Source organism: Alcaligenes sp. 1735tsa3, from assembly GCF_024134565.1.
In the GTDB taxonomy this organism is placed as follows: Bacteria; Pseudomonadota; Gammaproteobacteria; order Burkholderiales; family Burkholderiaceae_B; genus Alcaligenes; species Alcaligenes phenolicus.
Window position 1 is genome coordinate 1,977,671 of record NZ_CP099862.1, and the last position, 14,842, is coordinate 1,992,512.

Annotated in this window: 8 protein-coding genes and 1 pseudogene; 8 read left to right on the forward strand and 1 reads right to left on the reverse strand. The window is 56.2% G+C overall.

Annotated features, from left to right (window positions below; all coding sequences use genetic code 11):
* The first annotated feature begins 136 nt into the window (after window positions 1-136).
* Window positions 137-868, forward strand: a complete 732-nt coding sequence (locus NIZ92_RS09175) for a winged helix-turn-helix domain-containing protein (protein WP_035267647.1) — start codon at window positions 137-139, stop codon at window positions 866-868.
* Between the two features lie 171 nt (window positions 869-1,039).
* Here NIZ92_RS09175 and NIZ92_RS09180 read toward each other — a convergent pair whose 3' ends face one another.
* Window positions 1,040-1,471, reverse strand: coding sequence for a helix-turn-helix domain-containing protein (locus NIZ92_RS09180; RefSeq protein ID WP_080747924.1), 432 nt, complete (start codon window positions 1,469-1,471; stop codon window positions 1,040-1,042).
* Window positions 1,472-2,018: 547 nt separating this feature from the next.
* On the opposite strand from NIZ92_RS09180, the gene NIZ92_RS09185 reads away from it, so the two are divergent.
* From NIZ92_RS09185 to NIZ92_RS09215, 7 genes and pseudogenes are all read left to right on the forward strand, one after another.
* Window positions 2,019-3,287, forward strand: coding sequence for a TolC family protein (locus NIZ92_RS09185; protein WP_170978542.1), 1,269 nt, complete (start codon window positions 2,019-2,021; stop codon window positions 3,285-3,287).
* Window positions 3,288-3,348: 61 nt separating this feature from the next.
* A pseudogene (locus NIZ92_RS19685) lies at window positions 3,349-3,483 on the forward strand (hypothetical protein); the annotation flags it as partial.
* Between the two features lie 340 nt (window positions 3,484-3,823).
* Window positions 3,824-7,729, forward strand: a complete 3,906-nt coding sequence (locus NIZ92_RS09195; RefSeq protein WP_254003137.1) for a hypothetical protein — start codon at window positions 3,824-3,826, stop codon at window positions 7,727-7,729.
* Entirely contained in the window at window positions 7,681-9,423 is a 1,743-nt protein-coding gene (locus NIZ92_RS09200; protein ID WP_254003138.1) for an Ig-like domain-containing protein, read from the forward strand. The genes NIZ92_RS09195 and NIZ92_RS09200 overlap by 49 nt, the downstream gene beginning before the upstream one ends.
* A 151-nt stretch (window positions 9,424-9,574) precedes the next feature.
* Window positions 9,575-11,764, forward strand: a complete 2,190-nt coding sequence (locus NIZ92_RS09205) for a type I secretion system permease/ATPase (protein WP_254003139.1) — start codon at window positions 9,575-9,577, stop codon at window positions 11,762-11,764.
* A complete protein-coding gene (locus tag NIZ92_RS09210) occupies window positions 11,754-13,013 on the forward strand; it encodes an HlyD family type I secretion periplasmic adaptor subunit (RefSeq protein WP_254003140.1) in 1,260 nt (419 codons plus the stop codon). Before NIZ92_RS09205 ends, NIZ92_RS09210 begins: the two co-directional genes overlap by 11 nt.
* Before the next feature lie 119 nt (window positions 13,014-13,132).
* Window positions 13,133-14,842 carry a Mur ligase gene (locus NIZ92_RS09215; RefSeq protein ID WP_254003141.1) on the forward strand — a complete coding sequence of 570 codons (1,710 nt, stop codon included), beginning with the start codon at window positions 13,133-13,135 and terminating at the stop codon, window positions 14,840-14,842.

Here is a 14,842-nt window from a genome sequence, read left to right on the forward strand (position 1 = left end):
TGGGTGAGTAAGAAACACAATAAAGACGATAGCGAGCGCCAGGCAAAGCCGCTTGAACGCGTGCAGGCCTACAAGGCAATGATAGCCACGGTTTTGGGGAGAGGGAGGCTTGGTACTGTTGAGAACAGAGAGAATCGTGCTGTTGTTCGATAACGGCGATCTGATACAAAAGCTGATCGATGATTTGGCCCTGTGGGGTATACCGGTGCAAGTGCTTCAAGCACACAGCGCGGTGTCATTTACGCAGGACGAACAGGCCGAGGCGGGCGAGCTGATCATGATGCACTCCCCGAATGAGGATCTGTTGAGTGATGTAGGTCGCTTGCGAGCTCAGTCTGCGGCAATGGGTTTGGTGGTTTTGCGTTTTGAAGGAACACTAACCCCCGAACATGGCAGCTTGCTATTGCTGGCTGGTGCCGATATTTGTTTTGACGAACGAACTCACAGTATGGAAGTGCTGGCTAGTATCCAAGCTCTGCGCAGACGGGAGCTGGCCTTGCGAGCTAAATATGCGGATGGAAAGGACAAAGCTTTCCCAGCTGCTCCTGCAGAAATCCGCCTGAATGGTGAAACTCGGGAGCCCTTGTTTGGCTGGGATTTGCTGGAGGACGGTTGGCGCTTGATGACGCCGCAGCGACATGCCATCACGCTGACAGGGGCGGAGCGACGAGTATTGCGTGTGTTGCTGGCCGAGAGTCCTGAACCCGTAGCCCGCGAAAAGCTGTTTAGTGACAAGGAAGGGGATCAACCACCTAGTCGCTACATAGATGTGGTAATTAGCCGTTTGAAACGTAAGGTCGCACAGCACGGCGAGCGTTTGCCGATTCGTTCTGTGTGGGGCGTGGGCTATGTGTTCTCAGCTCATTAGTCCACGCTTGGGTTTGTGATTCGTTAACTGGTCCTTATTGTTTTCAATAGGGCTGAGATTAATAACAGGTTGAGTTATCGCCAGGGAAAGGGGCTGCCTATGACTTTTGCATTTAAGCGAGGTCACATTGGATACAGCGCCCTTTCCTGATTTGACTATTGCGAGTGGCTTTTATCGAAACGAAGCCAGTTCAATCAGATTGTTCAAACTGGCTTCGTCCATTTGCTGCCCTTGGCGTAAGTAGAACTCATAGACCAGGCGGATGATACGTGCCTCGGCCTCCGGCTTCAGATTCACGCTTTGACCTTGGAATAATTGTTGAGTCTTGGCAATGATTTCTTCCAGGATATCCAGATCAACCAAGGTTGAAGAGGGTTCGGAAGGTGAGGGGTTACCTTCTCCCGAGGCCAGCCAACTGACAGACAGGTTGGTGGCTTGGGCCATTTTAACTAGGCTGGAACGGGATGGGTCGGAGTTCCCTGAGCGCCAGCTTCGCAGCACCGAAGTGGACATTCCCATTTTGTCCGCCAAGTTCTTGGCTCCGCCTGCACGGGCGATGGCTAGATTTATCCGGTCCGAGAAGTCTTTAAATTCATTTTCCATATGCGTGTGGTCTGGTCTGCCCAAAAGTTGTGGTGGTAAGGGGCCCCAACGGTTTTAATTTACAATCCTGCGTCTTTTTCTTCATGTTCTTGTCAATTATTTTCAATTGCGCCAAGTAATCGCTTGATAGCGACAAGATCTTGTCGTAATATTCTTCCTGAACAGAAAACTAACCGGAAATACGCTTTTTTACACAAAAACGCTAATTTCATGCGATAGCTTATTCTTTTGTCACAAAATCGATTCTCTCGATAAGAACGTGTTGTGCTGCGTCTGCTTCTTTGTGTGAGGCGTGTCGGAGGTAGCGCGCAATCCAGGTAAATGACAGTTTTGCATTGCTTGCTTTTTGGATAGGCAGGTGGCTTTTTTGCGCCCTGCGTTCGGTGATTCTACCTCTTGAGAGTGCGTTTGTGTTGAATGTGCGGCTTTTTGTCCCTCCGTTGAGGATACAAAAAGTCACTTGCTTGGGTGCCTTATGACTAGAACAAAAACAGTGGGGATCGTGTTGGCTATAGCTGTTCTTGCCACATCGAGCAAGGCACAAACGATGCTTGAACGGCTTCAGGAAAATTCAGTTCTGGAACAAGCCGATCATGACGCACCCTTGAGTATTCAGTACGTTGTCGACCGCGTCCTTGCGCGTCACCCCGGGCGGGAAAGTGCCATGGGTTACGAGGCAAGCGCACGCGAGATGATTGATGTTGCTAAGGCTCATTACTACCCGCAAGTTAGCGGAGGTGTTTCAAGTAGCTATGAAAAGTACCGTTCCGGTCGCTATGACGAAAAGGCCCTGCAAAGCCTGGACTTGAACGTACAACAGCTACTTTACGACTTTGGCAAAACCGCCAATTCAGTCAAAAAAGCCGAGTTCGGGGAACTGAAAGCCCAAGCCAGAACGGATTTGGTTGTCGAGCAATTGGTTCGCGAAGCGTCCAACGCGGTACTGGAAGCGGTGCGTTATCAGGGTTTTCTGGATCTGGCCCAAGCGCACGTCCAGGAAGTAGAGCAGCTAACCCGCTTGGTCGAGCAGCGCCACGAGAAAGGTGCCAGCAACCTGTCCGACGTTTTACAAGCGCGCTCCCGCCTGGATTCGGTCCAGGCGTTGGTATTGAACGTCGATGCAGAATATCGCAAATGGTTGCAGGAAATTGCACTACTTGCACAACTTCCTGACGTTAGCGCCGTGTCCTTGGCGCAGTTCCCTCTCGAGCTCAATCAAAGCTGCACGATCTCCCGCATTAACTGGGCGCGTGTTCCAGAAGTGGTGATGGTGGATATGGCTGCCGAAGAAGCGGTGGCTGATGTCGATCTGGCCAGTTCTGAAGAATGGCCAACCCTCTCTTTACAAGCCAATGCCTCCCGCGCTTTGAACGCGACCCCGCTCTATGGCAGTCGTGTCGAGACCGGCATACGCCTGAATTTCTCCATGCCCTTTTATCAAGGGGGAGGCTTGTCGGCGCGTAAACGCGCAGCCTCGGGCGCCTTGCGCGCTGCCAGCGCTGAAAAGTCTCAAGTCCGCCTGCAGGTGGAGCAGCGCCTGGCCGATCAAGTCAATCGTTATCAAGGGCTGGAGCGTCGCAAGGCGCTGCTGGCCAATCGTGTCGTGAACATTAGCGGCACGAAAGATTTGTACAGAAAACAGTATTTGGATTTAGGAACGCGTTCACTGGTCGACTTATTGAATGCCGAACAGGAATACCACCAGGCCCGTGTCGAGGTGTTGAACAGTGAGTTGGATTTGAAAGCTTCGCAGATTGAATGCGCTTACTCCCAGGGGTTGTTGAGCGCTGGATTCAATGTGCCTGCCTTGAATTAACCGTTGTGAAGAGGGGCCTTGTGGCCATTTTTATTATTAAAAGGTTGGGCTATTCATGAAAATGATCCTAGCAGAACGATCGGGAGCGGGAAAGCCAGTGCTGGAGACGCAATTAGCGGATCAAGTGCTGGCCACCCCACATCTCGTCAAATTGAACGCGAGTCCTGGCGATATTGTCAGTATTACCCGCCAAGGAAATAACCTTGTCCTGGTGATGGCCAATGGTCAACAGGTCACCTTGCAAGGTTTTTTTAACGAAAACCCAGACGGCGAACATAGCGAGCTGGTTCTGGAAGATTCAGCCTGCCAACTGTGGTGGCTCAACAGCAGCGGAGAGCTGGTAGAAATCTCCGCTCAGGATGCCGTATTTGCAAATACGGCTCCTGTTGTTTCCGAAACTGTGTGCGCTGCTGCCGCTGGCACTAGCACACCTCCACCGTGGGTCCTTGGCCTGCTGCTGGCTGGCTTGACAGGCGTTGCAATGGCATCCAGCCATTCCTCCGGTGGCTCCGGCGGCAAGGGACCAGTAGATCCTGATGATGGCGACGGTGATGCCGATGCTGACGCAGACGCCGATGCCGACGCTGATGCTGATGCAGACGCGGATGCAGATGCTGATGCGGATGCCGACGCTGATGCGGATGCCGACGCTGATGCCGACGCCGACGCCGATGCGGATGCTGATGCGGATGCCGACGCCGACGCTGATGCAGACGCGGATGCTGACGCTGACGCTGACGCCGATGCAGATGCAGATGCAGATGCAGATGCTGACGCCGATGCGGATGCTGACGCGGATGCCGATGCCGATGCCGACGCTGATGCCGACGCCGATGCCGATGCGGACGCTGACGCGGATGCTGACGCAGACGCAGACGCCGATGCTGACGCCGACGCGGATGCCGATGCCGATGCTGACGCTGACGCTGACGCGGATGCCGATGCAGACGCTGACGCGGATGCTGACGCTGACGCGGATGCTGATGCTGATGCCGATGCTGACGCTGATGCGGATGCCGATGCCGATGCCGATGCTGATGCCGACGCCGATGCTGACGCAGACGCTGACGCTGATGCCGACGCTGATGCTGATGCGGATGCAGATGCCGACGCTGATGCTGACGCCGATGCAGATGCCGATGCTGATGCTGATGCTGATGCCGATGCAGACGCAGACGCTGATGCAGACGCCGATGCGGATGCTGATGCAGACGCCGATGCAGATGCCGATGCAGATGCTGACGCCGATGCAGATGCCGATGCAGATGCTGACGCCGATGCGGATGCCGACGCTGACGCCGACGCTGACGCCGACGCTGACGCCGACGCAGACGCAGACGCTGATGCAGACGCCGATGCGGATGCTGACGCTGACGCCGATGCAGATGCCGATGCAGATGCGGATGCCGACGCTGATGCCGACGCCGACGCCGATGCGGATGCTGATGCGGATGCCGACGCCGACGCTGATGCAGACGCGGATGCTGACGCTGACGCCGATGCAGATGCAGATGCAGATGCTGACGCCGATGCGGATGCTGACGCGGATGCCGATGCCGATGCCGACGCCGACGCTGATGCCGACGCCGATGCGGATGCTGATGCCGACGCTGACGCGGACGCAGACGCCGATGCTGACGCCGACGCGGATGCCGATGCCGATGCCGATGCTGACGCTGACGCTGACGCGGATGCCGATGCAGACGCTGACGCGGATGCTGACGCTGATGCAGATGCAGATGCTGACGCTGACGCGGATGCTGATGCTGACGCCGACGCGGATGCCGATGCTGACGCTGATGCCGATGCAGACGCTGACGCGGATGCCGATGCTGACGCTGATGCGGATGCCGACGCTGACGCTGACGCCGATGCTGATGCCGACGCCGATGCTGATGCTGATGCCGACGCCGACGCCGACGCCGATGCGGATGCTGATGCCGACGCTGACGCGGATGCTGACGCAGACGCAGACGCAGACGCAGACGCAGACGCTGATGCCGATGCAGACGCCGATGCAGATGCCGATGCTGATGCAGATGCTGATGCTGACGCCGATGCAGACGCTGACGCTGACGCCGATGCAGATGCAGATGCCGATGCTGATGCCGATGCCGACGCAGACGCTGACGCTGACGCTGACGCTGACGCTGACGCCGATGCTGATGCCGATGCCGACGCAGACGCAGACGCCGATGCTGACGCAGACGCCGATGCTGACGCAGACGCTGACGCTGATGCCGACGCTGATGCTGATGCGGATGCAGATGCCGACGCTGATGCAGACGCCGATGCGGATGCTGACGCTGACGCCGATGCAGATGCCGATGCAGATGCTGACGCCGATGCGGATGCCGACGCTGACGCTGACGCAGACGCAGACGCTGACGCCGACGCCGATGCTGACGCTGATGCGGATGCTGATGCCGACGCTGATGCTGATGCAGACGCTGACGCCGACGCCGATGCCGATGCCGACGCTGATGCAGACGCGGATGCAGATGCGGATGCAGACGCTGATGCCGACGCAGATGCTGATGCTGATGCGGATGCCGATGCAGACGCGGATGCTGATGCCGACGCCGACGCTGACGCAGACGCAGACGCTGACGCCGACGCTGATGCAGATGCAGATGCTGATGCTGATGCCGACGCTGATGCCGACGCTGATGCTGATGCCGACGCTGATGCTGACGCCGATGCTGACGCCGACGCAGACGCTGACGCTGACGCTGACGCTGACGCTGACGCTGATGCGGATGCAGACGCCGATGCCGATGCTGACGCAGACGCTGATGCAGATGCGGATGCCGACGCAGACGCAGACGCTGATGCTGACGCTGATGCTGACGCTGATGCGGATGCGGATGCAGACGCTGACGCTGATGCCGACGCAGATGCTGATGCTGATGCAGACGCGGATGCCGACGCGGATGCTGACGCAGATGCCGATGCTGACGCAGACGCAGACGCTGATGCCGATGCAGACGCAGACGCTGATGCCGATGCCGATGCCGATGCCGATGCTGACGCGGATGCCGATGCTGACGCAGACGCAGATGCCGACGCAGATGCTGACGCTGATGCGGATGCCGACGCAGACGCTGATGCCGATGCAGACGCGGATGCTGATGCCGATGCTGACGCAGACGCTGATGCTGACGCTGATGCTGACGCTGACGCTGACGCTGACGCTGACGCTGACGCTGACGCTGACGCAGACGCAGATGCTGACGCAGACGCTGATGCCGACGCCGACGCCGACGCCGACGCTGATGCTGATGCGGATGCCGATGCTGACGCGGATGCTGATGCTGATGCGGATGCAGACGCTGATGCTGATGCTGATGCGGATGCCGATGCTGACGCAGACGCTGACGCAGACGCTGATGCCGACGCTGACGCCGACGCTGATGCTGACGCAGATGCCGACGCCGACGCAGATGCCGACGCCGATGCTGACGCTGATGCGGATGCGGATGCTGATGCTGATGCCGACGCAGATGCTGACGCAGACGCTGATGCGGATGCCGATGCAGACGCGGATGCTGATGCCGATGCTGACGCAGACGCAGACGCAGACGCTGATGCCGATGCTGACGCGGATGCTGATGCCGACGCTGATGCTGATGCTGACGCCGACGCCGATGCTGACGCCGACGCAGACGCTGATGCTGACGCTGATGCTGATGCTGATGCGGATGCAGACGCCGATGCCGATGCTGACGCAGACGCTGATGCAGATGCGGATGCCGACGCAGACGCAGACGCTGATGCTGACGCTGATGCGGATGCGGATGCAGACGCTGATGCTGATGCTGATGCAGACGCGGATGCCGACGCGGATGCTGACGCAGATGCCGATGCTGACGCAGACGCAGACGCAGACGCTGATGCCGATGCAGACGCAGACGCTGATGCTGATGCGGATGCAGATGCAGATGCAGATGCCGACGCTGATGCTGATGCCGATGCTGACGCAGACGCAGACGCAGATGCCGACGCAGATGCTGACGCAGACGCTGATGCCGACGCCGACGCCGACGCTGATGCTGATGCGGATGCCGATGCTGACGCGGATGCTGATGCGGATGCAGACGCTGACGCCGACGCTGATGCTGACGCAGATGCCGACGCCGACGCTGATGCGGATGCGGATGCGGATGCTGATGCCGACGCTGATGCTGATGCAGACGCTGACGCCGACGCCGATGCCGATGCCGACGCTGATGCAGACGCGGATGCAGATGCAGATGCAGATGCAGATGCAGATGCGGACGCCGATGCCGACGTCTCCGACGACTACTTCACGGCTAAGCTGGATATCGAACCTACCGAACTGGACACTAAGGTTCAGTCCGACAGCCGTCTGTCGATTATCGACATTGGTGGTTTGTGGGATGCCTTCTTTGATGGTGCTCCGCGCTTCAGCTTCACAGTAGGAGAGGGTGAGACTGCTACCAGCGAAATCAGCGTTTCTTCGGGTTCTGCGATTAGTGTGCTCGATAACGTCAAGGTTCAGCTGCGTGTCAAGGATGAGAACGGCGACTGGAAGGTGCTTGAGGAGTCGGGATCCGGAGGCTTGATCGACATCATTGGTATCTTCGGTGGCAAGGCCAAGTTCACCATCAATGACTTGCCTCCAGGCGAGTACCAGGTGATCGCGGCTGTGCGTGGCCTGAGCGTGTTGAGCACCACCAAGGTGGAAGGCTCGACAACGTTCTACGACCACACTGAGGCTGGCTCTTACACGTCCACTCCGGTAAGCGGCAATGTGCTCGATAACGACGCGGCTGGCGAAGGCGCCAAAGTGACCCATATCAATGGGGAGCAAGTAGGTGCCAACGGTACAACGACGTTTGAAGGTGAATACGGCACGCTGACTATTGGTGCAGATGGCGAGTTTACTTACACGCCAAACAACACCGACGGCTCCGGTATTGGCCAGGTGGAAACCTTCGAGTACACGATCAAGGCCGCTGACGGTTCCATTAGCACCGCCAAGATCCACGTCCGTATCGACAGTGATGGCCAAGGCCTGATCTGGCCCGAAGATCCGTCCCAGCCAGCTGAAGTTGACTTGGTTGCCAACAGCAACACGGGCGAAGCTGTTATCGACAGTGACTACCGTGTGACCCAAGGTGGACCTAGCCAGAAAGCTCCTAGCCAAGATATTGGCGGAATTTTTGCTGGAGCGGTTACCAAGACCACATCGGTCAGCTTTACGGTTGATCCAAACAGCAAGGCTAACGTCAAGATCACGGCCTCTTCACCTGACGAGCTTCTCGTTACCGATAGCTTGAAGGTGACGGTGACCGGTCCTGGTGGATATTCCAAGACGTACACCGGGTCGGGCGGTCTGCTCAGCAACCTGAGTGTTCAGGAAATGCTGCAAGGGCTTGAGGCTGGAAACTACACCGTTACGGCAACGTATCAGCGTAGTGGTACAGGCACGGGCGGCAAGCTGGAGTTGGGTTACGAGACTCAGTCGGTCACGCATCTGGATGAATATGTCATCAAGAACATTCACGGCGCGAGCGGTAATGTTCTGGCTGACGATCATCTGGCCTCGACCTACACCAAGTTCCTGATCAAGGATGCCAACGGCAACTTTGTGGAAGTCGCTAATGGAACGACGGTGGAAGGTCTGCATGGCACGCTGACGATCAACACCAACGGCAGCTACTCCTACCAGCCTAAACCTGGTCTGGAAGAGACTGGTAATGAGGATGTCTTCGAGTACCGTCTGGAGCATCCAAACGGCACTACGGCTGATGCCACCCTGACGGTGGGCGTTGAGCACGGTGACGGTCCTTATGTTCCTGAAGCGTCCGCCTTCAGCGCTGACTTTGACGAGGTGGGGGCAGATGAATCCGCCTTGTCCTTGGACAACGTTGAAGACCATACGCCAGAGACAACAGAAGAGCCTGCGGTTCTTGATGAGAGCATTGAGCTTCAGGGTACCGAGGAAACGGACGTTGATCTGGGCGCATTGGAGGATGAACAGGAGCAGTCTGGCCAAGCCGCTGGCGAGCCAACCTCGTTTGAAGGTATCAGCGAAGAAGAACTGCTGGTACCGGAAGTCGATGTTGACCCCGTCATTGACGAGCTGGATGAGCACAGCCTTGTAGGCTAATTCATCTCCGGGAGCACTGGGCTGCAAAGCCCAGTGCTTTTCTGTCTGCGCTGCCTTTGTAGCGATTGCCTATTTGCAGACCTCTTGTCACTGCCCTGTAGGCAGGTCAATGACAAGACGTTTGATCGTTGTATTTCACAAGGATGAATGCATGCCATTGCAGGAAGCCGTATCTGTTGACGCAGCCCTCGAGGCCAGGCCCCAGGATTTGTACAAACCCTGGATTGAAGCTGTTTTGTCCATTGCCAGACATTACCGCCTGGATGTCTCGCCCCAGAATCTGGAATTGACGGCCAACTGGTTGAAAGGAAAAGACATTGCTTACGTCCTGCGCCGTCTGGCAAAAGAAGCCGGCCTCTATGTAAAGCCGGTTACCTTAAGCGAGGGGGACTTGAATATCTGGCGCCTGCCTTTGCTGGTACAGCTGGAGAATGGCCAGGTCGGGGTGGTTGAACAGATCAATGAAGGCGGTTTGCTGGGTATCCGTTATAGCGGCGATGAAGGTTTGCTTAGCGAAGTGGCGGTTGTGGATCTGCTGAGCAATGTCCGGGCGGCGTTTGTGATGCGGCCCATTCATGCCGTGGCCGATGCCCGCGTGGATGATTACGTCAAACCTTTTGAAAAGCATTGGCTCAAGCAAATTGTCTTTAGTGAGTGGCGCCCGTATTCCCATTTGTTTGTGGCGTCTTTTCTGATCAATGTGTTGGGCTTGTCGGGGATTTTATTTACCCGGCAGGTCTATGACCGGGTGATTCCGGCCGAGTCCTATCCCACCTTGTATGTGCTGTTCAGCGGGGTGATGGTGGCCCTGGTCTTCGCTTTCATCTTCAGAATTGCCCGCAGCAAGGTTATTAACATGCTGGGCAAGCGAGCTGATTTACGAGTATCCGACCGGGTCTATGGCCGGGTGTTACGCATTCGCAATAGTGACAGGCCACAGTCCACGGGGAGTCTGATTGCCCAGGTTCGAGAGCTGGACAGCATCCGTGAAATGCTGACTTCTGCCACGATAACTTCCTTGGTGGATATTCCGTTCTTTGTGTTGTTCTGCGTCGTGTTCTGGTATCTGGCCGGCAGCCTGGTGTGGGTGCCTTTGATCGCCGTGGTCTTGATGGTTACGCCCAGCCTGCTGGCCCAGCCACGTTTGCGACAGTACGCCAGCCAGTCTGCTCGCGAGGCCAGCTTACGCAATGCCATTTTGGTGGAAGCGGTACAAGGCTACGAGGACATCAAAACCACGCAGTCGGAGCTGCGCTTTCAGAATCAGTGGAATAACTTCAACGCTGCCAGCGCGGATGTAGCCTTGAAGCTGCGTTCGTTAAACAGCTGGCTGAGCAGTTGGACCAGCACTGTGCAAGGTTCGGTGTTTGCTTTGATCGTGATGTTTGGCGCCTTCAAGGTCATTGACGGTGAACTCAGCACAGGCTCTGTCATTGCCGCTTCTATTTTGGGCACGCGTATGTTGGCTCCGATGGCCAAGTTGACAGCGGTTCTATCGCGCTGGCAGCAGACCAAAGTAGCCATTGGGGCGATCGACAAATTAATGGCCTTGCCTACTGATGATGACAGCGCAGAAGAAGGGCGCATTCATGTTGCCAATGTTCGTGGCAACTATGTGTTCAAGGATTGCCAGGTCAGCTACCGCTCCGACAATCCCACGCCGGCCTTGTCCATTAAAGATCTGCAGATTCATGCCGGTGAAAAAATCGGCATCTTGGGGCGCAACGGGGCGGGGAAATCGACCTTGCTGCAAGTGCTGTCGGGTTTGCTGATTCCGTCTGAAGGCACCGCGACGATCGAAGGTGTCAGTCTGGCGCACATTGATACGGCAGATTTGCGGCGCGATACGGGCCTGCTCAGTCAGAGCGCGTCTTTGTTCTATGGAACCATACGCGACAACATTACCTTGGGTGCACCGCTGGCCAGCGATCAGGACATTCTGAAAGCCTTGTCCATGACAGGCGCGATCGAGTTCATTCAACGTCTGCCCACCGGCCTGGATCATGTGTTGACCGAGGGTGGAAAAGGTTTGTCTGGTGGGCAGCGGCAGGCTTTGCTTTTGTCACGCCTGATTCTGGCCAATCCGGATGTGGTGTTGTTGGACGAACCTACTTCGGCCATGGATGACGCCAGCGAGCGGCACTTTATTCGCCATCTTCAGCACTGGGCACAAGACAAGACTCTGGTTATGGCCACGCACAAGCTGCGCATGCTGGAACTGGTAGACCGCATTCTGGTGGTCAGCAACGGCAAGATCGTGATGGATGACAAGAAACAAGTCGTGCTGGACAAGCTGGCTCAAGGCACAAAGAACAAGCGGGAGCCTGCCAATGACAACTAAGAACTCAAACAAGGCCAAGAGCTCGGATAAGTCGGATCAAAGTCTGGACGCGGTGTTGCTTTTTGATCCCAATCGGGACCAGCACCAATATCAGGACGATGTAAGCGAAGCGCAGATTGTGCGCTCCAACCGCATTATCTGGTTCTTTGGTTTGCTCCTGGTGGTGCTGATTGCCTGGGCTTACTTTGCGGAGTTGACAGAGGTTTCCTCGGGAACCGGCAAGATCATTCCCAACTCGCGTGAGCAGGTTATTCAGTCCCTGGAGGGCGGGATTATTTCCCATCTCTATGTGCGCGAGGGCGACATTGTGGAGCCGCAGCAAATTCTGGCTCAGCTGGATCTGACTAAAACAGAAGCGAACGTCGGTGAAAGCGCGGCCAAACATAGGGCGGCAGTAGCCAGCGTGGCACGACTGGAAGCCGAAGTGAACGGCACCAAGTTGAGCTTCCCGGAGTCCTTGAACGAGTTCCCCTCGTTGATTCAGGCCGAAACGCGTTTGTACAACACGCGTCAGGCTGGCTTGAATGAGTCCATATCAGGCCTGAGGCAGTCCTTGGGCATTGTCAGCGAAGAGTTGCGCTTGACCCAGTCGCTTGCTAAAGCCGGGGCTGCTAGCCATGTGGACGTACTCAAGCTGCAACGTCAGGTGTCGGAAATTCGTTTGAAGATTACCGAGCGCCAGGCCGAATACATGGTGAAAGCGCGCGAAGAGCTGGCGCGTGCCAAGGCCGAGGCGGACTCTTTGGAAGAGGTCATTCGTGGACGCTCGGACTCGCTGTCCCGCCTGACTTTGCGCTCGCCCGTGCGCGGTGTGGTGAAAGATATTGAAGTGACCACGCAAGGTGGGGTGATTCCACCCAATGGCCGCTTGATGGTGATTGTGCCTATGGAAGATCAGTTGCTGGTGGAAGCACGTATCTCGCCGCGCGACATTGCCTTTATCCGGCCAGGTCTGGAAGCCAAGGTCAAAGTCACAGCCTATGACTACTCCATTTATGGCGCCCTGAATGGCGAGGTGGTGACTGTTTCGCCCGACACGATTCAGGACGAAATCAAACCCGAAGTTTTTTATTACCGCGCCTTTATCCGTACTACTGACGATGCCTTGGTGAACGAGAAAAGCGGCATTCGTTACCCCATTGTGCCGGGGATGATCGCCACGGTAGATATCAAAACGGGGGAGAAAACGGTTTTTGATTATTTGATGAAGCCGATTACTCGGGCGCAAGAAGCCATGCGGGAGCGCTGATATGAAGGAAGCCTGGAATAGATGCGTGCCTTCAGCCCTTAGCTTGGCAGCAGAGTGCGGCTGGCATTTTCACCATTTCAGTGCTGCGATTTCTCGCTTATCACGGACGAGTTTTAACAATGATGAAATATGACATGGATGTGCAGGACAACGCGGTAGCGGGTGCGGATTTGATCGCTTTTGAAACTCGGCTGGCAAGTCTAAAAGCGGCCCTGACGGGTAAGTTCAGCCTATTGGATGCGCCCTTTCCGGCTGTCACCCTGGTTTTTGCGGTATCTGATGGTACCGCTAGAGCCGTTACGGCGCAGGGAAGCGGCGCGGATTTGGATGCTGCCTGGGATCTTGCGACAGCGGCGTTGAAAAAGATCATGGCTCGGCGCAAGCTGCGTGGACGCTTCCTGCGTGTTGATTGGGTCGAAAAAGCTGAAACATGGACTTGGGATCTGTTACGTAAGCGCTTGCGCGAGGTGAAGAGGAACTATTGCCGCAAGGGAATTGCGCTGGATCGTAGTTTTAGTCGGCTTTTCCTTGAGATGGAGATAAATGCTCAGGCCATGCTCTATGGCGGCAATCAGGTCAGTCATTGTGTTCTGAACGAAAATAACTTTCAGCTAGCCGCCCAGCAGAAATATGGTGTTGGCACCACCGTTGATTTCCAGGGAGATGGTGAAGTCTATATTCTGGAGACTGCGGGTCTGTTCTGCGGGGAAGATGGGATTGTCCATGAGCTCTATGGCAATGGTCGCAATGCAGGTCGTCGCAAGATCGAATCGCTTGATGATGAAACCCTGGCCGATATCATCAGGAATTCGTCAGATTTTCTGGCGCGTCAGGTCGATAAGGAGGGGCGCTTCGTCTATGGCTACCATCCTTGTTTTAACCGCCAAATCCCAGCCTACAACGCGTTGCGCCATGCCAGCACGACCTATTCGATGTTGGAGGCCTGGGAAAAGACGCGGCAGCCAGAGTTGCTAGCGGCGATTGAACGCGCTCTTGATTATCTGACCACCCAGTTCATCCGAGACTGCGACGACAAGGCTTTTGTGGTCGATACCGGCAATGAGATCAAGCTGGGAGCTAACGCCACCGCCATCCTGGCAATGACGAAATACAACGCCGTGCTTGGCTCGGACCGCTTTACTGCGTTGATGGAAAAGCTGGCTCTGGGAATCTTGCATATGCAGGCGCAGGACGGCTCGTTCACACATGTACTGACATGGCCCAGCCTTGAGGTGAAAGAGAAGTTTCGCATTGTTTATTACGAGGGAGAGGCTGCCTTTGCCCTGATGCGGCTTTACAGCTTGACGAAAGACGAGCGGTGGATCGGCGCGGTGGAGAGGGCATTTGGCCACTTCATTGAAAAGGACTACTGGAAACATCATGACCACTGGCTCAGCTATTGCACTAACGAGTTGACGCTCTACCGTCCCGAGTTACGCTACTTCCGTTTCGGGATCCAGAATTTCGAGGGCTATCTGGACTTTGTTCTACAAAGGATTACGACGTTTCCGACCTTGCTGGAACTGATGATGGCTGGGCGCAAGATGCTTGACCGTCTGAAGGCTATGCCCAATGGAGCAGATATTCTGGCCGGGCTGGATGAGGCGCGATTTGATCAGGCGTTGCACTTCCGTGCAGCTTATCTGCTGAACGGGCATTTCTGGCCGGAGTACGCGATGTTCTTCCGCAATCCAGACCAGATACTTGGTTCTTTTTTCATCCGCCACCATGCGTTCAGGGTGCGGATTGATGACGTGGAGCACTATCTTTCGGGGCTGGTGGCTTATGCGGGTTTGTTGGAGGCCAGGGCTTCAGGAGACGCAGTCTGA